The sequence below is a fragment of the Serratia sp. CY33525 genome, assembly GCF_052169115.1.
In the GTDB taxonomy this organism is placed as follows: Bacteria; Pseudomonadota; Gammaproteobacteria; order Enterobacterales; family Enterobacteriaceae; genus Serratia; species Serratia sarumanii.
In genome coordinates this window covers 42868-64402 of sequence record NZ_JBJNLK010000017.1, presented here as the reverse complement: position 1 = coordinate 64402, position 21535 = coordinate 42868, and the positions used below count along the sequence as shown (strand labels likewise).

16 protein-coding genes are annotated in these 21535 nt (G+C 61.3%); 5 read left to right on the top strand and 11 right to left on the bottom strand.

Annotated elements, in window-relative coordinates:
- Window positions 1–13: 13 nt before the first annotated feature.
- The gene (locus ACJ8IM_RS24440) at window positions 14–2080 is read right to left on the bottom strand and encodes a carbon starvation CstA family protein (RefSeq protein WP_033653036.1); all 2067 of its coding nucleotides are present in this window, start codon (window positions 2078–2080) and stop codon (window positions 14–16) included.
- Between the two features lie 385 nt (window positions 2081–2465).
- On the opposite strand from ACJ8IM_RS24440, the gene ACJ8IM_RS24435 reads away from it, so the two are divergent.
- Both ACJ8IM_RS24435 and ACJ8IM_RS24430 read left to right on the top strand, forming a co-directional pair.
- Window positions 2466–3629: a M20 aminoacylase family protein gene (locus ACJ8IM_RS24435; RefSeq protein WP_033653038.1), complete on the top strand. Its 1164-nt coding sequence runs from the start codon at window positions 2466–2468 to the stop codon at window positions 3627–3629.
- A gap of 30 nt (window positions 3630–3659) precedes the next feature.
- Window positions 3660–4970 carry an MFS transporter gene (locus ACJ8IM_RS24430; RefSeq protein ID WP_033653039.1) on the top strand — a complete coding sequence of 437 codons (1311 nt, stop codon included), beginning with the start codon at window positions 3660–3662 and terminating at the stop codon, window positions 4968–4970.
- A 74-nt stretch (window positions 4971–5044) separates the two neighbouring features.
- Here ACJ8IM_RS24430 and ACJ8IM_RS24425 read toward each other — a convergent pair whose 3' ends face one another.
- Window positions 5045–6979: an exoribonuclease II gene (locus tag ACJ8IM_RS24425; protein WP_033653041.1), complete on the bottom strand. Its 1935-nt coding sequence runs from the start codon at window positions 6977–6979 to the stop codon at window positions 5045–5047.
- 187 nt (window positions 6980–7166) lie between these two features.
- On the bottom strand, window positions 7167–7694 hold the full coding sequence (gloA, locus tag ACJ8IM_RS24420) for a lactoylglutathione lyase (protein ID WP_004930603.1): 528 nt from the start codon (window positions 7692–7694) through the stop codon (window positions 7167–7169).
- 99 nt (window positions 7695–7793) lie between these two features.
- Here gloA and ACJ8IM_RS24415 point away from each other — a divergent pair, with 99 nt between their 5' ends.
- The gene (locus tag ACJ8IM_RS24415; RefSeq protein ID WP_033653043.1) at window positions 7794–8648 is read left to right on the top strand and encodes a LysR family transcriptional regulator; all 855 of its coding nucleotides are present in this window, start codon (window positions 7794–7796) and stop codon (window positions 8646–8648) included.
- A gap of 15 nt (window positions 8649–8663) precedes the next feature.
- On the opposite strand, the gene ACJ8IM_RS24410 is transcribed toward ACJ8IM_RS24415, so the two are convergent.
- On the bottom strand, window positions 8664–10970 hold the full coding sequence (locus ACJ8IM_RS24410; RefSeq protein WP_101455566.1) for an FdhF/YdeP family oxidoreductase: 2307 nt from the start codon (window positions 10968–10970) through the stop codon (window positions 8664–8666).
- Window positions 10971–11252: 282 nt separating this feature from the next.
- Between ACJ8IM_RS24410 and dacD the strand changes: the two genes are divergently transcribed.
- The gene (gene dacD / locus ACJ8IM_RS24405) at window positions 11253–12422 is read left to right on the top strand and encodes a serine-type D-Ala-D-Ala carboxypeptidase DacD (RefSeq protein WP_101455565.1); all 1170 of its coding nucleotides are present in this window, start codon (window positions 11253–11255) and stop codon (window positions 12420–12422) included.
- A gap of 64 nt (window positions 12423–12486) precedes the next feature.
- Complete coding sequence (locus tag ACJ8IM_RS24400) at window positions 12487–13392, top strand: LysR family transcriptional regulator (RefSeq protein ID WP_033653045.1); 906 nt, start codon at window positions 12487–12489, stop codon at window positions 13390–13392.
- Window positions 13393–13480: 88 nt separating this feature from the next.
- Here ACJ8IM_RS24400 and ACJ8IM_RS24395 read toward each other — a convergent pair whose 3' ends face one another.
- From ACJ8IM_RS24395 to sapA, 7 genes are all read right to left on the bottom strand, one after another.
- Complete coding sequence (locus tag ACJ8IM_RS24395) at window positions 13481–14029, bottom strand: inclusion body family protein (RefSeq protein WP_101455564.1); 549 nt, start codon at window positions 14027–14029, stop codon at window positions 13481–13483.
- A gap of 455 nt (window positions 14030–14484) precedes the next feature.
- Window positions 14485–15669, bottom strand: coding sequence for a CMD domain-containing protein (locus tag ACJ8IM_RS24390; protein ID WP_101455563.1), 1185 nt, complete (start codon window positions 15667–15669; stop codon window positions 14485–14487).
- Between the two features lie 424 nt (window positions 15670–16093).
- Window positions 16094–16906, bottom strand: coding sequence for a putrescine export ABC transporter ATP-binding protein SapF (gene sapF / locus ACJ8IM_RS24385; protein WP_033648455.1), 813 nt, complete (start codon window positions 16904–16906; stop codon window positions 16094–16096).
- A gap of 1 nt (window position 16907) precedes the next feature.
- Window positions 16908–17900 carry a putrescine export ABC transporter ATP-binding protein SapD gene (gene sapD, locus ACJ8IM_RS24380; protein ID WP_004930587.1) on the bottom strand — a complete coding sequence of 331 codons (993 nt, stop codon included), beginning with the start codon at window positions 17898–17900 and terminating at the stop codon, window positions 16908–16910.
- Window positions 17900–18790, bottom strand: coding sequence for a putrescine export ABC transporter permease SapC (gene sapC, locus ACJ8IM_RS24375; protein WP_004930580.1), 891 nt, complete (start codon window positions 18788–18790; stop codon window positions 17900–17902). Before sapC ends, sapD begins: the two co-directional genes overlap by 1 nt.
- Entirely contained in the window at window positions 18777–19742 is a 966-nt protein-coding gene (gene sapB / locus ACJ8IM_RS24370; protein ID WP_004930575.1) for a putrescine export ABC transporter permease SapB, read from the bottom strand. The genes sapC and sapB overlap by 14 nt, the downstream gene beginning before the upstream one ends.
- A complete protein-coding gene (gene sapA, locus ACJ8IM_RS24365) occupies window positions 19739–21388 on the bottom strand; it encodes an ABC transporter substrate-binding protein SapA (protein WP_033648454.1) in 1650 nt (549 codons plus the stop codon). The genes sapB and sapA overlap by 4 nt, the downstream gene beginning before the upstream one ends.
- Between the last annotated feature and the right edge of the window lie 147 nt (window positions 21389–21535).

Sequence of the window (21535 nt, the reverse complement as noted above, 5' to 3'; positions counted from 1 at the left end):
CTAACGGCGAGACTCAGCCGCGGCCGGTCTCCTCCCGCAGCGCGGCGCTGACCTCATGCGTCGTCGGCTGTTCGGAGCGCAACGCCCGGCGGATCGCGAAGAAGGCGGCGATCAGCATGGTCACCGCCACCAGCATAAAGAACCCGCACAGCGCGGCGTTGATTTGGTTGCTGAATACGATGGTTTCCATGTCTTTCAGCGATTTGGCCGGCGCAATGATCGTGCCTTGCTCGATGCCGGTGGAAAATTTCTTCGCCTGCGCCAGGAAGCCGATGCTCGGTTTCTCATGGAAGATCTTCTGCCAGCCGGCGGTCATGGAGGTGACGAACAGCCAGGCGGTCGGCAGAATGGTGACCCAGGCGTAACGCTGTTTTTTCATCTTGAACAGCACCACGGTGCCGAGGATCAGCGCCATTGACGCCAGCATCTGGTTGCCGATGCCGAACAGCGGCCACAGGGTATTGATGCCGCCCAGCGGATCGACCACGCCCTGATACACGAAGAAGCCCCAGCCGGCCACCGCCACCGTGGTGCCCGCCAGGTTGCCGAACCACGAACGGTTGTTGGCCAGCTGCGGTACCGCCACGCCCACCAGATCCTGCACCATAAAGCGGCAGGCGCGGGTGCCGGCGTCGACGGCGGTCAGAATGAACAGCGCTTCGAACAGAATGGCGAAGTGGTACCAGAAGGCCATCATCGCCCGGCTGTTGAACACCTCGCTGATGATGTGTGCCATGCCCACGGCGAAGGTCGGGGCGCCGCCGGCGCGCGACAGGATGGAGTTCTCACCCACCTCTTTGGCGATCAGCGCCAGCGTTTCCGGCGTGACGATAAAGCCCCAGCTGTTGATGACCTGCGAAGCATTTTCCACCGTGGTGCCGATTAGCGCCGCCGGCGAGTTCATGGCGAAGTAAACCCCCGGATCCAGCACCGAGGCGCAGATCAGCGCCATGATGGCGACGAAAGACTCCATCAACATGGCGCCGTAACCGATAAAGCGGATGTGGCTTTCGCGCTCCACCAACTTGGGCGTAGTGCCGCTGGAGACCAGCGCGTGGAAGCCGGAAATGGCGCCGCAGGCGATGGTGATGAACAGGAACGGGAACAGGGCGCCGGCGAACACCGGGCCGCTGCCGTCGATGAAGCGCGAGACCGCCGGCATTTTCATCTCCGGCATGGCGAAGACGATGCCGATGGCCAGGCCGATGATGACGCCGATTTTCATAAAGGTGGAAAGGTAGTCGCGCGGCGCCAGCAGCAGCCACACCGGCAGCACCGAAGCGACGAAGCCGTAGATCACCAGCACCCAGGTCAGGGTGGTGCCGTGCAGCGTGAAGAACGGCCCCCAGTAGGGATCTTGCGCCACGTTGCCGCCGTAAATGATCGCCAGCAGCATCAGCACGAAGCCAATCACCGAAATTTCAGCGATCTTGCCAGGCCGGATAAAACGCATGTAGATGCCCATGAACAGCGCGATCGGGATGGTGGCGGCGATGGTAAACAGCCCCCAGGGGCTGTCGGCCAGCGCTTTTACCACCACCAGCGCCAGCGCCGACAGGATGATGATCATCACCCCCAGCGCGCCGAGCATGGTGATCACCCCGGCGAAGGCGCCCAACTCTTGCTTGGCCATTTCCCCCAGCGAACGCCCGTCGCGGCGCGTGGAAATGAACAGCACCAGGAAATCCTGCACCGCGCCGGCCAGCATGACGCCGACCAGGATCCAGATGGTCCCCGGCAGGAAGCCCATCTGCGCGGCCAGAATCGGCCCCACCAGCGGCCCGGCGCCGGCGATGGCGGCGAAGTGGTGGCCGAACAGCACCCATTTGTTGGTGGGCACATAGTCCAGGCCGTCGTTGCGGCGTTCGGCCGGGGTCAGACGGCGGTCGTCCAGCTCAAAGACCTTGTCGGCAATGAACCGGCTGTAGAAGCGGTAGGCGATGCTGTAGCAGGCGACGGCGGCGACCACCAGCCAGACGGCGTTGACGTGTTCGCCGCGGCTGAGCGCCAGCATGGCGAAGGCGAAGGCGCCGACCAACGCCACCAGCAGCCAGATAAGTCCGGACCTGATGTTTTTCATGAAACAACTCCTTGGCGTACAGAGGTAAAAATCGACGTTGTTATTTGGAATGACGTTTTAACAGTAGAAGTTTTGCCGCTGAACCGCGGCAGGTCGGATGAGAAATGTGAAGCAGGTGGGGTTTTAGTGTAAAAACAAAGTGATGAAACAGCGTTGGCGCAGGCTGCCGCCCACAGAATCCCGGGCAGTTATTCATTCTGCATTTTCGCGGCGCGTACAGCGAATCATTGTCGTTTTTTATCTGGATACGGCGTCTGGCGGATTATTATTTTATCTGTCGAGGCGAGCCGAAATAAAATTATTCATGCCGTGTTATACCTTTATTTTCACCCTCAGGTTTATTCATTCACCAAATAAATAATAAAATCACGAAAGGAATGTAATTATGATAAATAAAATCATCGAAGGGTATTTACCGCAGCTCACGGCTATTCGGCACGATATTCATCAGCACCCCGAATTGGGTTTCGAAGAGTTTCGTACCAGCGATCTGGTCGCGGATTATCTGAGTTCGTGGGGTTATGAGGTGCACCGCGGATTGGCGGGCACCGGCGTGGTGGGCACGCTGCGGGCGGGCGACGGCGTGAAAAGCCTCGGGCTGCGCGCCGATATGGATGCCTTGCCGATCGAGGAGAACACCGGCAAACCCTGGAGCAGCAGCGTGGCCAACCGCATGCACGCCTGCGGCCATGACGGCCATACCACCATGCTGCTCGGCGCCGCCCGTTACCTGGCGCATACGCGCAACTTCAACGGCACGCTGCACCTGATTTTCCAACCGGCGGAAGAGATGCTGAACGGCGGCGCGCGCATGGTGGAACAGGGGCTGTTCGAGCGCTTCCCCTGCGACGCCATCTTCGCCATGCACAACATGCCGGGCATGCCGCTCGGTGAGTTCTTTTTCCAGCATGGCCCGTTTATGGCCTCGATGGATCAGTTCAACGTGCGGGTGCAGGGGCGTGGCGGCCACGGCGCCATCCCGCAGCTGACGATCGATCCGGTGCTGGTGGCCTCGCATATCACCGTTTCCCTGCAGAGCATCGTCTCGCGCAATATCGATCCGCTGGAAGCGGCGGTGATCACCGTCGGCAGCATCAAGGCCGGTGAGGCGGCCAACGTGATTCCGGACAGCGCGGAGATGAAGCTCAGCGTGCGCTCGCTGGATCGCCAGGCGCGCGCAACCTTGCTGGCGCGCATTCCGGCGCTGATCGCGGCGCAGGCGGCAAGCTTCGGCGCTCACGCGGTGGTGGAACACGTTAACGGCACGCCGGTGCTGGTCAACGACGAAGGGATAACCCGTTTCGCCCACCGCGTGGCGGAACAGCAGTTCGGCGCCGCCCGCGCGCACTATGGCGCCCGGCCGCTGATGGGCAGCGAAGATTTCGCCTTTATGCTCGATGCGCACCCGCAGGGCTGTTACCTGATCATCGGCAACGGCGATGGCGAAGGCAGCTGCATGGTGCATAACCCGGGATATGACTTTAACGACGGCTGTCTGGCGGCCGGCAGCCATTATTGGGCAGCGTTGGCGGAAGCGTATTTAAAATAAACGCGAAAAATAATAACAGGGAAGATAATGATGAGTGAAAATACGGCTGAAACTCAAACGGCAATAATATCGGCTCCGAACGCCAGCGGCAAAAAGATCATATTCGCCGCCTCTTTCGGTAATGCGCTGGAGTTTTTCGACTTCGGTATTTATAACTTCTTCGTTATTTACATCAGCGTATTGTTCTTTCCACCGTCCAGCGATCCGCATTTGGCATTGCTGTTGGCGTTCGCGACGTTTGGCGTCAGCTTCTTCATGCGGCCGCTGGGCGGCATTCTGATTGGCGCCTATGCCGATCGCTGCGGCCGCAAACCGGCGATGATCCTGACGATTTCCTTGATGAGCCTGGGCACGGCGATGATCGGCTTTGCGCCGACCTACGCCAGCGCCGGCTACTGGGGAACCGTCACCTTGGTAGCGGCGCGCCTGATCCAGGGCGTGGCGGCGGGCGGCGAGGTAGGGGCGTCGATGTCGTTGCTGGTGGAGTCGGCGCCGCCCAACCGGCGCGGCTTCTATTCCAGCTGGTCGTTGGCGACGCAGGGCATCGCCACCGTGGTTGGCGGCGTCACCGCGCTGGCGCTCAGCGCGGCCTTGCCGGTGCTTTCCGGCGAGCCGAACGCCATGGCCGAGTGGGGATGGCGTATTCCTTTCTTTATCGGCGTGGCGCTGGCGCCGCTCGGTTGCTGGCTGCGTCTCGGGCTGGAGAGCGATCGGCCGTCGGTGCCGCGGGCGCACGAGCCATCCGCGCAGTTGCGCAAGCACTCGCGGGCGGTGGTGCTCGGCGTGATGCTGACCATCGGCGCCACCGTCGCCACTTACATCTCGATGTATTATCTCGGCACCTACGCGGTGAAATACTTGGGGATGGCGCAGGCCTACGGCTATGCCGCGATGCTGCTGGCGGGGCTTGTCACCTTCGGCGGCAGCCTGCTGGTCGGGCACTGGTGCGATCGTTACGGCCGCCTGCCGCTGATCCGTTGGTCGCGGATCGCAATTCTGATCGTGGCCCTGCCGGCGTTTTGGTGGCTGAGCGCGGTGCCGCATCCGGCGGTGCTGTTGCTGATAGTCGCGCTGCTGGTCGGGTTGACCACGCTCGGTTCGGTGCCGACCATGCTGATGATTTCGGAGCTGTTCCCGCAGCGCATTCGCGCTTTGGGGTTTGCGTTGGTCTACAGCCTCGGGGTGGCGATCTTCGGCGGTTTTGCCCAGTACATCGCCTCGCAGTCGATCGCGCTGAGCGGCTCGCTGCTGGCGCCCGCCGTCTATTTGATGCTGGCGACGCTGGCTTCGCTGGCGGTACTGCCGCTGCTGCGCGAAACCGGCGGCGAGCCGCTGCGCTAGCCGGAATGAGGCGAAAAAAACGCCGGCGGTTTTCACCGTCGGCGTTTGGCGCTGCTACCGTTTCAGGTTGGCGTTCAGGCCGCAGGGCGGGCGATCACGCTGCGGGTTTCCATGCGCACTTCGGCGATGGTGACCTGCAAGGTGTCGCTCTGGCGGTAAACCACTTCACCCTTGATCTGCACGGTGCCGGTTTCCTGGCTGCACTGCATCTCGTCGCGCACCGCGTGAATAAACGGTGCCGGGATGAAGGCAACGGCGCCGTTGTCCAGCAGGCGCACGCGCAGGCCGCCGCGGGTCACGTCGATGATCTCGGCGTTGAAGCGGGTATCGGTACCGGCCTTGTCCTGCAGGAAGCGAGCGTACAGCCAGTCGCCGACGTCGCGCTCCGCCATGCGGTTGAGGCGGCGGCGCTCCGCCAGCTGTACCGTCACGTCATCCTGCGGTTTTTCCGCCGGCTGCTGGTTGATGATCGCCTTCAGCAGGCGATGGTTGACCATATCGCCGTATTTACGGATCGGCGATGTCCAGGTGGCGTAAGCCTCCAGCCCCAGACCGAAGTGTGGCCCCGGCGTGGTGCTGATCTCCGCGAAGGTCTGGAAGCGGCGGATGCGGCTGTCGAGGAACTGGGTCGGCTGCGCGTCCAGGTGGCGGCGCAGTTCGCAGAAACCGTCGAGGGTCAGCAGCTTGTCGGCTTCGGCTTCCACGCCGTTGGCCTGCAATACGGTGACCGCTTGCTCGACCAGCGCAGGATCGAAACCGGTGTGCACGTTGTACACGCCGAAGCCCAGGCGATCGCGCAGCACGATGGCGGCGCAGACGTTGGCGGCGATCATGCACTCTTCAACGATGCGGTTAGCGCTGCGGCGCTGCTCGGTAACGATCTCCAGCACGTCGCCTTTTTCACCCAGCACGAAGCGGTAGTCCGGGCGATCTTTAAACACCAGCGCATGCTGGTGGCGCCAGGCGTTGCGCGCGTCGCAAACGCGTTTCAGCAGGGTTACCTGCTGTGCGATGGCGTCGCTCGGCGGCTGCCAGCCGGCAATGCCTTCCAGCCAGTCGGACACTTCGTCGTATACCAGCTTGGCTTTGGATTCGATCTCGGCGGCGAAGAACTGAATATCTTCGCCCAGCGCGCCGTCGGCGGCGATGGTCACGCGGCAAGCCAGCACCTGGCGGCGCTCGTTAGGGCGCAGCGAGCACAGGTTGTCCGACAGATCGCGCGGCAACATCGGGATGTTGAAGCCAGGCAGGTAGTTGGTGAAGGCGCGCACGCGGGCGATATCGTCCAGCTTGCTGCCTTGTTCGACGTAGGCGGTCGGATCGGCGATGGCGATGGTCAACTGCAGCGAACCGTCGCCGTTGTCGGTCACGTACAGCGCATCGTCCATGTCTTCGGTGCTGGCGCTGTCGATGGTGACGAATTCGAGCGCGGTCAGATCTTCACGCGCCGACGCGGCGGCCGGTTCGCTGAGAGCCAGCATCTCCGGCGCCTCTTTTTCCAGGTTGTGACGCGCCAGCGTCACCCACCACGGGGCGAAATGGTCTTCACCGTTGGTGATAAACTGGGTCAGATCGGCGTTGAAGCCGCGATCGCCTTTCAGCGGATGACGGCGCATTTCCGCCACCGCCCAGTCGCCGGCCTGGAAGTTGTGGGTCAATTCACGCACCGGGCGGCACGGAATCGCCTCTTTCAGCAACGGATGGTCGGGCACGATGGACAGACGGTCGTCGCGCTTTTGCACGCGGCCGACAAAGCGCGACAGGAACGGCTCGACCAGGGTTTCCGGCTCGGCGATTTCGCGCTCTTTCTCGGTGTGCAGGGTGGCGATAATGCGATCCCCGTGCATGACTTTCTTCATGTACGGCGGCGGAATGAAGTAACTTTTTTGACCGTCTACTTCAAGAAAGCCAAAGCCTTTCTCAGTCCCTTTCACGACGCCTTCAACGCGCGGGGTTTGAGAGTGAAGTTGCTGTTTAAGCTGCGCCAGCAGCGGGTTATCTTGAAACATATCGTCCAGTGAATGGGTTGTGAGTGGCAAGATTTGCGGCTGACAGTTTTACGCGAATCACCCGCTGCGAGCAAGCCTAACGTCACTGAACCCCGCGTTGCCGCGCGATTTTGCGCAAGATTGGTCAATCGAAACGCTATCGATGAAAAACCCCGGCGCGAGGGCCGGGGTGGAGGGCGGGTGACCGTCAGTCTTGCAGCGGCGTCGGCTGCAGGATTTCAATCCAGTAATCGTCCGGATCGCGAATGAACGCCACGTAGTTCATGCGGCCTTCATGCAGGCGTTTCTGGAAGGTGACGCCGAGGCGCTCAAACCGCTCGCAGGCGGCGCGCACGTCCGGCACCGTGACGCACAGGTGGCCAAAGCCGCGTGGCTCGCCGTTGCCGTTGTGATAGTGGAAATCCGCCTGATTTTCGGTGCCGTGGTTATGGGTCAGCTCGAGAATTCCTGGCTGGCTCAGCGCCCAGCGCTTGCGTTCGTCGTCGTCCTGCGGGATCTGTTCACGCGGGCTGCGCGTCAGGTAGCAGATGGTGAAGGCGGCTTCTTCGAACGTTTCCAGATAAACCGGGGTAAAGCCCAGCACGCGGGTGTAGAAATCCAGCGCCTTGGTCAGATCCTTCACGCGGATCATGGTGTGGTTGAACACGTAACCGTCGGTTACCGCATCCGGTTGGGCCGCCACGCCGGGCAGCGTCAGTAGGTCATTCAGTGGCATCAGAGATCCTCCTCAGGGTGTCGGCAGACTGTAGGTGAAATCGATGCTAATCTAAAGTGATTGTTTTTAACTAAAACACTAACTAAAAGTGAATGATAGATGAAGCTGAGCCAGCTGAAGTTTTTCTGCACCGTGGTGGAACATAAAACCATCGCCGCCGCCGCGCGCGAGCTGCACTGCGTGCCTTCCAACGTCACGCTGCGGCTGCGCGAGCTGGAGGAGTCGCTGGGCGGCGAGCTGTTTTTCCGCGACAAGAACCGGCTGTACGTCAATCCCAAAGGGCGGCTGTTCTACCAGCAGGCGCGCGACATTGTGGCGCAGGCGGAGCGCAGCAAGCAGCTGTTCGCCGGCGAGCACCAACATGGGCTGCTGAACCTCGGGGCGCTGGATTTCTCGCTGGTCAGCCATTTGCCGGTGCGCATTGCCCGGCTGCGCCGTTTACAGCCTCATCTGCACATCAACGTGCTGAGCCGCGACTCGCTGGTGCTGGAACGCATGTTGATCGACAGCGATCTCGATCTGGCGATCACCGACGGCCCGATAGAACATCCGCTGCTGGCCAGCCAAAAGGCATTCGACGAACGGCTGGTATTGCTGATGCCGGCCGATGCCGGGGAACCCGACGCCGCCACGCTGGCGCCGCTGGAGTTTTACACCTTCAGCCGCGAATGTTCGTTTCGCCTGAAGGTCGATCACTGGCTGGCCTCGCGCGGGCTGAAACCGCGCATGACGCTGGAAATGGAGTCTTATGCCGCGATGGCGGCCTGCGTGCAGGCCGGTTGTGGCGTCGCCTGCGTACCCGGTTCGTTGCTGCCGCTGATCTTGCCGGCGCCGGGGCTGAAGGTGGTGGAAATGGGTGAGGAGGGGGTGAGCGACCTGTATTTCGTCTGGCGACGGCATCAGCTGTCCGACGAGTTGCAGACCATCCTGGCGATATTGGCGCGCCCGGGGTGAACCGGGCGCGCGTTTTCAGGCGATGCGCAGCGAAGGTTGCTGTTCGCTGCGGCGGATCACCACCGGAATCGACTTCGAAGTCGGCGTGCCGGTACCGTCGCCGAAGCTGGCCAGCGGCACCAGCGGGTTGGTTTCCGGGTAGTAGGCCGCCAGGTTGCCACGCGGAATGTCGTAACTCACCAGCTTGAACCCGTCCACTTTACGCACCACGCCATCGTTCCACAGGGTTTCAATCTCTACCCGTTCGCCATCCTGCAGGCCCAGCGCCGCCAGATCCTCCGGATGGATGAACAACACTTCGCGTTGGCCGTAAACGCCGCGATAACGGTCATCCAGACCATAGATGGTGGTGTTGTACTGATCGTGCGAGCGCAGCGTCTGCAGGGTAAACGGCGCTTGCTCGCCACCCAGCTGCGGGAACAGGGTGGTCGGCAGCGCGGCGGCGCTGAATTCTGCCTTGCCGCTTGGCGTGGCGAAGCGCAGTTCGGCGGCGGCATTGCCCAGGTAGAAACCGCCGGGCTGGTCGCAGCGCCGGTTGAAATCCTCAAAGCCGGGAATGGTGGCGGCGATATGATCGCGGATCAGCGAGTAGTCGTCGGCCAGTTCCAGCCAGTCCAACTGCCGGGTGCCCAGCACCGCGTCGGCGATGCCGCAGACGATCGCCGTCTCCGAACGTTGGGTCTCCGCCAGCGGTTTGCCGATGCCTTCCGAGGCGTGCACCATGCTGAACGAATCCTCGACCGTAATGTACTGTGAGCCGCTGGCCTGCATGTCCAGTTCGGTGCGGCCGAGCGTCGGCAGGATCAGCGCGTCTTTGCCGGTCACCAGGTGGCTGCGGTTAAGCTTGGTGCTAATATGCACCGTCAAATCGCAGTTGCGCAGGGCGCGGGCGGTGCGCTCGGTGTCCGGCGCCGCAGCGGCCAGGTTGCCGCCCAGCGCGATCAGCACTTTCACTTCGCCGCGCAGCATCGCTTCGATCGCCTCCACCGTGTTGTGGCCCAGCGCGCGGTTGGCGGTAAAGTTAAAGTGGCGCTCCAGGCTGTCGAGCAGCGCTTTGGGCGACTTCTCGTCGATCCCCATGGTGCGGTTACCCTGGACGTTGCTGTGGCCGCGTACCGGGCACAGGCCGGCGCCCGGTTTGCCCAGTTGCCCGAACAGCAGCTGCAGGTTGGTGATTTCGCGCACCGTCGCAATGGAGTGCTTATGCTGCGTCACGCCCATCGCCCAGGTGCAGATCACCCGTTCGGCGCCCTGATAGGTGGCCGCCGCCTGGCGCAGCTGCTCCTCGCTCAGGCCCGACTGCGCGGTAATGGTCTGCCACTCGGTGGCGTCTACCTGCGCCAGGTAAGCCTCTACGCCGACGCTGTGCCGTTCGATAAACGCCAGGTCGAACAGGGCGGGCTCGCCGGCGGCCAGACGCTGGCGGTGAGTTTCCAGCAGGGCTTTCACCATGCCGCGCACCGCCGCCATATCACCGCCCAGATTCGGTTGGTAATAGGAAGAGCTGATCGGCGAAGATTTTGGCGTCAGCATCTGTACCGGATCCTGCGGATCGGCGAACCTTTCCAGCCCACGTTCGCGCAGGGTGTTGAAGCTGACGATGCGCGCGCCGCGTCGGGCGGCGTTTTTCAGGCTGTGCAGCATGCGCGGGTGGTTGGTGCCGGGGTTTTGACCGAACACGAAGATGGCATCGGCCTTTTCGAAGTCATCGATGCGGATGGTGCCTTTGCCGACGCCGATGCTCTGCTTCAGCCCAACGCCGCTCGCCTCGTGGCACATATTGGAACAGTCGGGGAAATTGCTGGTGCCGAGCATGCGGCCGAACAGCTGATAAAGGTACGACGCTTCGTTGCTGGCGCGGCCCGAAGTATACAGCTCGATCTGGTTCGGGTTGTCCATGCCGTTGATGTGCTTGGCGATCAGCGCCAGCGCGTCCGGCCAATGGATAGGCTCATAGTGGTCGGTTTCGGCGTTGTAGCGCATCGGATGGGTGAGGCGCCCCTGATACTCGAGGAAATAGTCGCTTTGCTGCTGCAGGGTGCTGACGCTGTGGGCGGCGAAGAACTCTGGCTCGACGGCGCTGCGCGTCGCTTCCCAACTGACCGCTTTGGCGCCGTTTTCGCAGAAGCTGAAGGTGCTGTGGTTGTCGTCGCCCCAGGCGCAGCCTGGGCAGTCGAAGCCGCGAGCCTTGTTGACGCGCATCAGGTTGCGCATGTTTTTGAGCGTTTGTTTACTGTCGAGGACAAAGCGGGTGGTGGCTTCAAGCGAACCCCAGCCGCCCGCCGGGCCGGTGTAAGGCTTGATTGACGGTTTAAATTTCATGATGACACTTCGCAGGTGGTTGTAGCTAAAAAGTAAACGCTTTTTTATGCGTCTTGCGTATTTATGTCACAAGTTTAGGGGGGCTGCCGGGTGGCGTCTAATCGAATGGGGCAATGGCGGCATAGAGCTTATCTATCGCCGGCGGACGATGACGTAAACAAATGGTTGCATAAAGACACCCGCTGCAAAAGAGTAATGGTTTCGTCTGAAAGTGAATTAATGCAGTCTATCTCGCGGATTATATTGGCATTTTATTCAGCCTGCGGGCCTGAGGAACACAGCGTGAAGCGTTCAGTATCAGTGGTGATCGGCGGTATATTACTGCCTTTAGCGGCGCAGGCGGCGGGAACGACGCCCCATTTTCCCACCATGACCCCGCCGGCGATAGACGCCGCCTCTTACGTTTTGATGGATTACACCACCGGCCAGGTGTTGGCTGCCGGCAATGCCGATGAACGGCGCAACCCGGCCAGCCTGACCAAACTCATGACCGGGTTGGTGATCGACCACGCGCTTGACCAGCACAAGATTGGTCTTGACGATGTCGTCACCGTGGGGAAAGACGCCTGGGCGCAGGGCAACCCGGTGTTCAAGGGGTCTTCGTTGATGTTCCTGAAGCCCGGTGACAGGGTCACGGTACGCGATCTCAGCCGCGGCATTATCATCGATTCCGGCAACGACGCCTGCGTGGCGATGGCGGACTATGTGGCGGGCAGCCAGGCCAACTTCGTCAAGCTGATGAACGAGAAGAGCGCGCAGCTGGGCCTGCAGAACACCCATTTCGAAACGGTACACGGGCTGGATGCGCCGGGGCAGTTCACCACCGCCGGCGATCTGGCGGTGATTGCGCGTGCCATTATCATGAGTGAACCGGCGGAATATCATATGTACAGTGAGAAGTCGCTGACCTGGAACGGTATCACGCAGCAGAACCGCAATGGGCTGCTGTGGGATAAGACGCTGCACGTCGATGGGCTGAAAACCGGGCACACCGCCTCGGCCGGCTTCAACATCATCGCCTCCGCCACCGAAGGGGATCGCCGCCTGATCGCCGTGGTGATGGGCGGCAAAAGCTCTAAGGGGCGTGAGGAGCAGGCGCGTAAGCTGTTGACCTGGGGGCTGCGCGACTTTACCACCGTACACCTGTTCAGCGCCGGGCAGAGCCTGGGGGAAGAGCCGGTCTGGTACGGCGAGGATCACCGCTTGCCGGTCGGCAGCGCGCAGAACCAGTCGCTCAGCCTGCCAAAAAACGAAGCGGACAAGCTGAAGGCGCAGTACGTGATCACTGCCGCGCGGCTGGAAGCGCCGATAGGCAAAGGGCAGACCGTCGGCGAGATCCGCATCAGCGACAATGGCCAGGTGGTGAAAACCCTGCCGCTGGTGGCGCTGCAGGCGGTGCCGCAGGGCGGCGTGTTCTCTCGCCTGGCGGATTACGTGAAGCTGAAGCTCTGACTCGCCGGGCGGGCGACGGCGCCCGGTGGTATACTGATGCGAATGCCGATCATTGAGCCGCGCTATGGATATTAAACAACTGATTTATTTGTGTAATTTAGAACGGGAACGCCACTTCGGCCGGGCGGCGGAAGCCAGCTTCGTTAGCCAGCCGACGCTATCCATGCGATTGAAAAATCTGGAGAAAGAGCTGGGCGTTTCGCTGATTAACCGCGGCAACCATTTCGGCGGTTTTACCGCCGAAGGCGAGCGGGTGCTGGCGTGGGCGCGTGAGATCGTCTCGGTCTACCAGGGGCTGAAGCTGGAGGTGGAGTCGCTCAAGCACGGCTTGCACGGCACGCTGCGCCTTGGCGTGGTACCGCAGTGCAGTATCTCGGTATCGGAAATGCTCAAGGCGGTCAGCGCGCGTTACCCGCATCTCGATTACCGGCTGGCGGTGCTGAGCGCCGATCAGCTGCTGGAGGCGCTGACGGCGCATACCGTTGACATCGGCATCGGCTTTTTCGAGCTGTCGACCTTAAAGGAGCTGCATTTCCAATCGCAACCGCTGGTGGAAACCGGCGTCGAGCTGGTATTTCATCCGCAACACTTCCCTAAGCTGGTGGGCGACACGCCGTTGCCGCTGGAGGCGGTGGCCGCCTTGCCGCTGTGCCTGGCCGAGCCGACGCGTTATTTTCGCCGCTATCTCGATCAACACTTCCGCGACGCCGGGTTGACGCTGCACACGCGGCTGGAAACTGCCTCGATCTTCCAACTGCTGGAGGGAATTTTCGTCGGCCTGGGCTGCGGGCTGTTCCCGCGCGGCCAGCTGCAATCGCCGCTGATGCCGGCATTACAACGGCGCCCGGTGGCCATCGGCGCCATGCCGCGTCATGCGGCGGTGGTGGTCGATATGGCGGAGCGCGCCACGCCGTTGGCGCAAAAATTCTTCGACGCCGCCAGCGAGTGGCTGCGTCGGCAAAATGAATAGAGACGTTTAAGTTTACCCGATGTTTCCGCAACGATTATGGCCCCGAGGGGCCATAATCATGTGGTGCCTAACGGTCGACGGAATAAGGTTAATTGCTGATGGTAATGGTCGGATCCCAATAGAAATAACCCAGTAATTTCTGATCGCCGCCATTTGGCCGATAATAAAGGCCAAATTGGATGCAATAATTTTCCGTGCCGGTATTGCTGATGTCCGCCTGGATGAACCAATAGCTTTGGTTGGTGAAGGTAACGGGGAACACGGTATTTTGCGCCGGCATCATCGAGCTGCGGGTGTACATTTTGAAGGTCGGGTTGGAAAAGACCTGGGTGCCGCTGCCGAACTGCGGCAGCCCGTAGATCAGCACGCCGGCGTCGAAATTGGCGGATTCTGAGGTGCCGGTCCAGCGAATGACGTCGCCGACATTGGCTTTAAAGTTCAGGTCCGCCGTGCCGGAACCGCCGATCACCTGTTCGGAGGTGACGACCATATAAGCGTATTGATGGCCGATACCTGTTGGGTTGCCGGAGTCCTGACTGGGGTTGTTATTCTCGAATGCTTCTATCAGAGCATCGGTATCGATGACGACAATCACGTTAACGATACTGTTGCTGGATTTAAGTTCTTGCTCAGACATGGGGTTACCTCACAATATTTTTTTGCTGTGATGGAAAATCAAAAAATAATGGGGTTGACGGCGAGCGTTTATTTTTAGTGAATATTTGAAATGGAAATCACAACGTCGCTATCGGCTTAATCATAGAAACTAAACAGCAAGGCCACCACTGCTGAAAAGTTAGAGGCGTTAATGTGTTCCTCTATTAATTAGCAGGGTTAAAACCTTGTTTTACTGCTTCTGCGATGAGAACGGTTACATAATTGAGCGAGGGCGCAATCTTTCTATTGCTTTGTTTGCAGACATAATTTTGACGAGTCGTTATTTTCGCGAACGGCAGGAAAAAACGAATCATAATTCTGACAAATATTATTTTTTCGGATTTATACTTTATCAGTTCATCTTTTGGTGAAGTTTTTAGCCAAAATAGACCAAAGAGAGTTAACGGCGAAATTAGCCGTCAACTCAGTGATAGGTCATTGCGCCGGCTGTGCCGGCTCTGCATCGCCCAGCGTTTGGCGCAGGCGGTTTTCCCAGGCGTAGAGCGCGGCGGTGAGGATCACTTCCAGCGCCTGCGCCTGATTCAGGCCGCTGTTGAACAACGGCTGCACGCTCTGCGGGGTGAATTTCTCCGGAGCGCGCGTCAGCTCGGCGGCGGTGTGGATCACTGCACGTTTGACGGCATCCTCGGTAAAAGCCAGCCCCTGAGGCAGCCCGGCGAACAGCGCCTGGGCCAGCCCGTCGTCCTGTAGCTCTTGCGCCACCGTAGCCGCGCAGTAGCGGCTGCCGTTGATGCGCGAGACCACCAGCGTCGCCAGCGCTTTCAATCGGCTCGATAACCCATATCCTTCGGCATTGATGCCGTTAAACACGCCGTTACGCTCGCGCAGCGCGGCGGCATCGTGCGCCAACAGCAAATAATAAGATTCGGCGCGCGCCTGCGGGTGGCTCTGATCCAGCACGTCAAGCTGTTCGGCGGCGGCGGCTTCCGTGTCGATTGTCGGCAGACGCGCAGTCCAGCTCAACTCGTCGGCGCTGAAAGCGACGCCATCGGCGTCTTCGACGTTCGGGAAGCCGGGCACCACCACCGCCGGGCGGCCGGCTAACGCCGCCACACCCGCCACTACGCGCGCCTGATAGCTGACAAAACCGATCGTCTGAGAGAAGGTTACGATATCCGCCGGGCTCAGCCCGACGTCGCCAAGCTGTTGCAGCGCCCTGCGGCAAATCAGCGTGGGCTGGCTGGCGAGCTGGCGGGCATATTGGGTGATCTGGGCGAGACGGATATTGCTTTCTCGGGAGGCGTCCGGGCTGTGCAGCGGGGCGAGGCGGGCGGCGTAGTGGCTACAAAGCGATTGCACGCCCGTCACCTGAGCGACGGTCAACGCGGTGCTGAGGCGATCGTAGGGTGACAATGTCATGTATCGTGACAGCGACACCTGGTCGGGAAACAGCGCGTGGTAACCGGCCAGCGAGGCGTTGAATACCCCGGCGCGGGCGCTGAGCGCAGCATTCAGCGCTTCGTCGGCGAAGGCGCCCAGCCCCAGCAGAAAACGATCGCGCAGGGTGGCCGCCTGCGGCTCCAGCGGCGCATCGCCCCGTACGCTGCTTTGGGTTTCGTGATACCACTGGGCATTATGTTGTCGACGGAGTCGTTCCATAGGGTCAATCCTTAATCGTGATCAACAGCCAACGCTGCGTACGGCAGCGGCGGCTGGACAAAGAGGCAACATGCCCGCTGGCGGGGCGAAAGGCGGATTCAGCGCAGTTCATCGCAGCACAGCGCGTGGCCGTAAACAGAGAAACCGGCGGCCAGCGTAAGCAGAAACTGCGAGAGGCGGCGATGGCGAAGGCTGTTCATCAGTGCGATATCCTGTCGTATGAGAGGCTCAACGTAGGGGATATCCTCACCGATCGCCCTGGCGAGATAAAATAATGTTACGGACTAATCAATAACTGAAAGGAATAAAATATAAGGATATATAACAAGAATGTAATTTGTATTTGCGTTTTCTGGCGTAGCGGCAGGCGCGTGCGGCAATAAAAAACCCGCCGCAGCGGGTTTATTGCAGGCCAGGACGGGGCTCAAAAACGGCCGCCGTCGCGCCGCCAGGCGTCGGCGGTCAGCGCCTCGCCGAAATGGCTGGCGATAAGGCGCTTGGTCAATTCGTGCAGCGGCGCCGCCAACACCTCGGCGGTGCTGCCGCGTTCGACGATTTCTCCTTCGTGCATCACCAACACCTGGTCGCTGATATGCTTCATCATGCCGAGGTGCTGAGTGACGTAGATATAGGAAATACCGTGTTTTTCCTGCAGTTCCAGCATCAGGTTGATGATTTGCGAGCGCATCGACATGTCCAGCGAGGCCAGCGCCTCATCGGCGACGATTACCTTCGGCTGCAGGATCAGCGCACGCGCCAATGCGACGCGCTGTTTCTGCCCGGAAGCCAGCATGTGCGGATAGTAGTAGGCGTGATCCGGCAACATGCCGACCTGGCGCAGCGTCTGGTTGATGCGCTGCTCGCGTTCGGCGGGTTCCAGACTGGTGTTCAGCCGCAGCGGCGCGTCCAGCAGCTGGCCGATGCGCTGGCGCGGGTTGAGCGAGGTGCTCGGATCCTGAAAAATCATGCGAATGCGCTGGCTGCGGTAGCGATAATCGCCGAATTCCAGCGGATGATCGTCGATCAGCAGTTCGCCGGCGGTCGGTTCCACCATGCCGGAGAGCATCTTCGCCAGCGTGGATTTGCCGGAGCCGTTCTCGCCGATCACCGCCAGCGTCTGGCCTTCGCGCAGGGTAAAGCTGACGGATTTCACCGCCTCGACGTGCTGGCGGCGGAACAGCCCGGTGCGGTAGCGGTAGGTTTTGCTCAGGTTGCGCACTTCCAACAGCGTTTCCATGTTATTGCTCCTCCATGTTCAGCGGGAAGTGGCAGGCGAAGAAGTGGTTTTTGACCGGGCGCAGGCGCGGCGTTTCGATGCACTTCTTCTGCGCGTAAGGGCAGCGCGGCCCCAGACGGCAGCCGATAGGCAGGTGTTCCAGCGAAGGAATGGCGCCCGGCAGCGTGTTCAACCGGCTCTTGTGCGGCAGCGAGCGGCCGAAGTCCGGCATGGCGCGGATCAGCGCCTGGGTGTAAGGGTGGTGCGGTGCCGCCAGCAGCTCTTCGCACTGGGCGCTTTCCACCGTTTGCCCGCAGTACAGCACGTTCACCCGGTCGGCCCATTTACTCATCATCTGCAAATCATGGCTGATCAGCAGGATGGTGGTGTTGTTGTTCTGATTGAGGCGCGCCAACAGGCGGAAAATCTGCGCCTGGGTGGTCGGCTCCATGGCGTTGGTTGGCTCATCGGCGATCAGCAGGCGCGGCTGGTTGGCCAGCGCGATGGCGATCATCACTTTCTGACACTCGCCTTCGGTCAGCTCGTACGGGAAGCTGCCCATGATGTCGTCGTGATCCTTGATGCCGACGCGGTGCAGCAATTCGATGGCGCGGCGTTTGCGCCAGTTGAAGCGCTGCCACCAGTGGCCTTTATAAGTCCAGCCCGGGATCGCCTGCGCCAGCTGGCGGCCGATGCTCTCGGAAGGATCGAGACAGGACTGCGGCTCCTGGAAAATCATCGAGACGTTGTGGCCTACCAGCCTGCGCCGCTCGCGCGGGCTCAGCTGCAGCAGATCGATGTCGTCGAAGCGGAAACGGTCGGCGGTGACGCGCCAGTTGTCTTTGGTTACGCCGCAGATGGCCTTGGCGATCAGGCTCTTGCCGGAGCCCGATTCACCCACCAGGCCGCGCACCTCGCCCTCGGTCAGCGTCATGCTGACGCGATCGACCGCCTTGACCGGCCCTTCGGCGGTCATAAATTCAATCGTCAGATTGCGGATATCGAGTAACGGCATTATTCCACCCCGGCATTGATTGCGCGGCGCATACCGTCGCCTAACAGGTTAACCAGCAGCACGCTGACGAGGATGGCCGCGCCGGGCAGCATCACCGTCCAGGGGGCGACGTACACCAGCTCGAGCGAATCGCCAAGCATCGCTCCCCATTCCGGCGAAGGCAGCTGCGCGCCGAGATCGAGGAAGCCGAGCGCGGCGATGTCCAAAATGGCCATCGACAACGCGCGGGTGAACTCGGTCACCAGCACCGCGGCGATGTTCGGCATGACGGCGTACCACAGGATCTGCAGCGTGGAAGCGCCGTCGAGCCGCGCCGCCACCACGTACTCTTTCTCCAGCTCGTCGTGTACCGCGCTGTAGATGGTGCGCACCATGCGCGGCAGCAAGGCGAGCCACACCGCCAGCATGGCGTGTTCAAGTTTGGGGCCGATAAACGCCACCACCACGATCGCCAGCAGCAGCGAGGGAATGGACAGCAGGGTATCGAGGATGTGATTGAGCACCGCCGAACGCAGCCCGTGGGTGACGCCGGCGAACACGCCGAGGATCACCCCGCAGAACGCCGCGGCCAGCGTCACCGCCAGCGCCGAGCCGAAGGTGGCGGCAGTGCCGGTCAACAGGCGGCTGAGGATGTCGCGCCCGAGATCGTCGGTGCCGAGAAAGAACGACACGTTGCCGTAGCGCGACCAGGAAGGCGGCAGCAGCTGATAGCCGAGGAACTGCTGATCCAGCGCGTAGGGCGCCAGCAGGCTGCCGAACAGCGACAGCAGCAGCAGGGCGATCACCCCGTAAAAACCGATCATCGCCAGCGCGTCGCCGTAAAAAATCCGCCAGGTGTAGCGCAGCGGGCTCGGCATTTTTTTCTCGCGGTATACGTTATCGAAGGGCATACCATTCCTTATGTTTCAGCGGGTTGGTTGCCGCACCCAGAATATCGGCCAGGACGTTAATGGTGATCACCAGCGTGCCGACCACCATGACACCGGCGGAGATCGCCGCATAGTCCTGCTGGCGAATGGCGTTGATCAGCCAGCGGCCGAGGCCCGGCCAGCTGAACACCACTTCGGTGATCATCGCCAGCGTGAGCATGGTGGAGAACTGCAGCCCCAGCTTGGGCACGATCGGCGGCAGCGCGTTGTGCAACACGTGGCGGCGAATGATGGTGAAGCGCGACAGACCGCGGGTGGCGGCGGCCTTGATGTAGTTTTGGCTCAGCACGTCGTCGGTGCTGATGCGCATCAGGCGCACCACTTCGGTGGTGGGCGCCACCGCCAGCGCGGCGATCGGCAGGATCATGTGGCGCAGGGCGCTGCCGATCATCTCGGCGCGGTACGGCGAGTCCGACAGCCAGGCGTCAATCAGCGCGAAACCGGTGATCGGCTTCACCTGATACAGCAGGTCGAAACGGCCGGATACCGGCAGCCAGCCCAGATGCAGCGAGAAGAACAGCATCAGCAGCAGCGCCAGCCAGAACACCGGCATCGAAAAGCCTAGCAGCGCGAAGGTGCTGATGGCGGTGTCCTGCCACTTGCCGCGCAGCACGCCGGCGATGATGCCCAGCGGAATGCCGATAAACAGTGCCAGGGCGAAGGCCAGCAGGCACAGTTCCATGGTGGCCGGGAACACTTCACGCAGCTGTTCGCTGATCGCCTGGCCGTTGATGCTGGAGACGCCGAAGTCCCAGTGCAGCAGGCTGACGAAGTAGAACTGATAGGCGTCCAGCAGGGCGGCGCCGTTCAGCGGCGCGCGCGGCGTGAAATAGCTCAGGCTGAAGCTGACCAGCGTCAGGAAGAACAGCGTGATCAGCAGCAGCAGAATGCGGCGCAGGGTAAAGATAATCACTTTTTCACCTCCGGCGCGGATTCACGGTACACCCCGGCGAACGAGGCGTTGCCGAACGGGCTCAGCACCAATCCCTTGATATCGTAGCGGTAGGCCTGCAGCCGCAGGGAAGAGGCCAGCGGCAGCACCGGCAGTTGCTGCTCGAGGATCTTCTGCGCCTTGCGGTAGTTGTCGATGCGCTGAGACAGCTGCTGCGACAGCAGCGCGTTCTGCAGCACCTCGTCGAAGCCCGGGTCACACCAGTGAGCATAGTTGGTTTGCGAACGGATTGCCGCGCAGCTCAGCAGCGGCCGGAAGAAGCTGTCCGGATCGTTGCTGTCGGTGGCCCAGCCGGTCAGGGTCAGATCGTGGTTCATCTCCATCAGGCGCGCTTCCTGGAAACGGCCTTCCACCGGCACAATGGTGACGTTGATGCCCACCTGGCCGAGATCGGCCTGGATCAGCTCGGCGGTCTTCAGCGGGCTCGGGTTGTAAGACTGCGAGGCGGTCGGCACCCACAGCTTCAGGTTCAGCTGGCCGACGCCGGCCTGCCGCAGCATTTCGCGCGATTTGGCCGGATCGTACTCGGTGACGTGCGCGTCGTTGTCGTAGGCCCAGGAGGCGCGCGGCAGGATCGAGGCGGCGGTTTCCGCCGTGCCGTAATAGATCGATTGCATCAACCGCTGGTTGTTGATCGCCAGCGAGATCGCCTGGCGCACGTTGAGGTTGTCGAGCGGCGGCTTGCGGGTGTTGAACGCCAGATAGGCGATGTTCATCCCCGGGCGCAGCGTCAGGCGCAGGCGCGGATCGTCGCGCAGGATAGACAGCTGGCTCGCCGCCGGATAGGCCAGCACGTCGCACTCGCCGGTCAGCAGTTTGGAGAGGCGGCCGGTGCCGCCGGCGCCCAGATCGATCACCACCTGCGGCATGCGCGGCAGGCCTTTCCAGTAGGCGGCGTTGCGCGCCAGGCGAATATATTGCCCCGAGCGGTATTCGTTGAGCAGGAACGGGCCACTGCCGACCGGTTCGCGGTCGATCAGCTCCTGATGGCCTTCGCGCGTCAGCGTGTCGGCGTACTCGGCGGACAGCACCGGCGCGTAGTGGGTCGCCAGGTGCCACAGGAACGAGGCGTCCGGCGACTGCAGGCGGATCTCCACCGTGTAGTCGTCGAGCTTTCTCACGCTCTGCACCGAATCGCCGAACTGCAGGCTGTCGAAATAGGGGTATTCGCCGCCGTTGACGTCGTGATACGGGTGTTTTTGGTCAAATACGCGCGCGAAGCTGAACACCACGTCGTCGGCGTTCATCTTGCGGGTGGGCGTGAACCAGGCGGTGGTCTGGAACGGCACGTCCTTGCGCAGATGGAAGCGGTAGGTGGCGCCGTTGTCCAGCACTTCCCAGCTTTGCGCCAACTCGGGGATCAGCCGGTAGGTGTAGGGATCGACATCCAGCAGGCGATCGTACAGCTGGGCGGCCAGGGTATCCACCGTCAGGCCGCTGCTGGCCATTTGCGGGTTGAAGGTATTCAGTATGCCGCTGACGCAATAGACAAAGCCGCTCTGGCGAATGTCCGGCAGCGGCGCCGCGGCGGGCGCGGGCGGTGTTGTTGTGGCCAGGGCGGAGCCGGTAAAGCACAACGACACTATCCAAAGGGGTAAACCACGCATAGAGGCTCATGGGTTAATCAGCAATAGCGTTAGTGTATCGCACTCTGACCGGCAGCCCAATCCATTGAGCAAAATCACTGAGTTTTCTGCGACTTGATTAATCATGTCGTTCGCGATCGTGAAAAAAATCTTACTTGATATGTTATA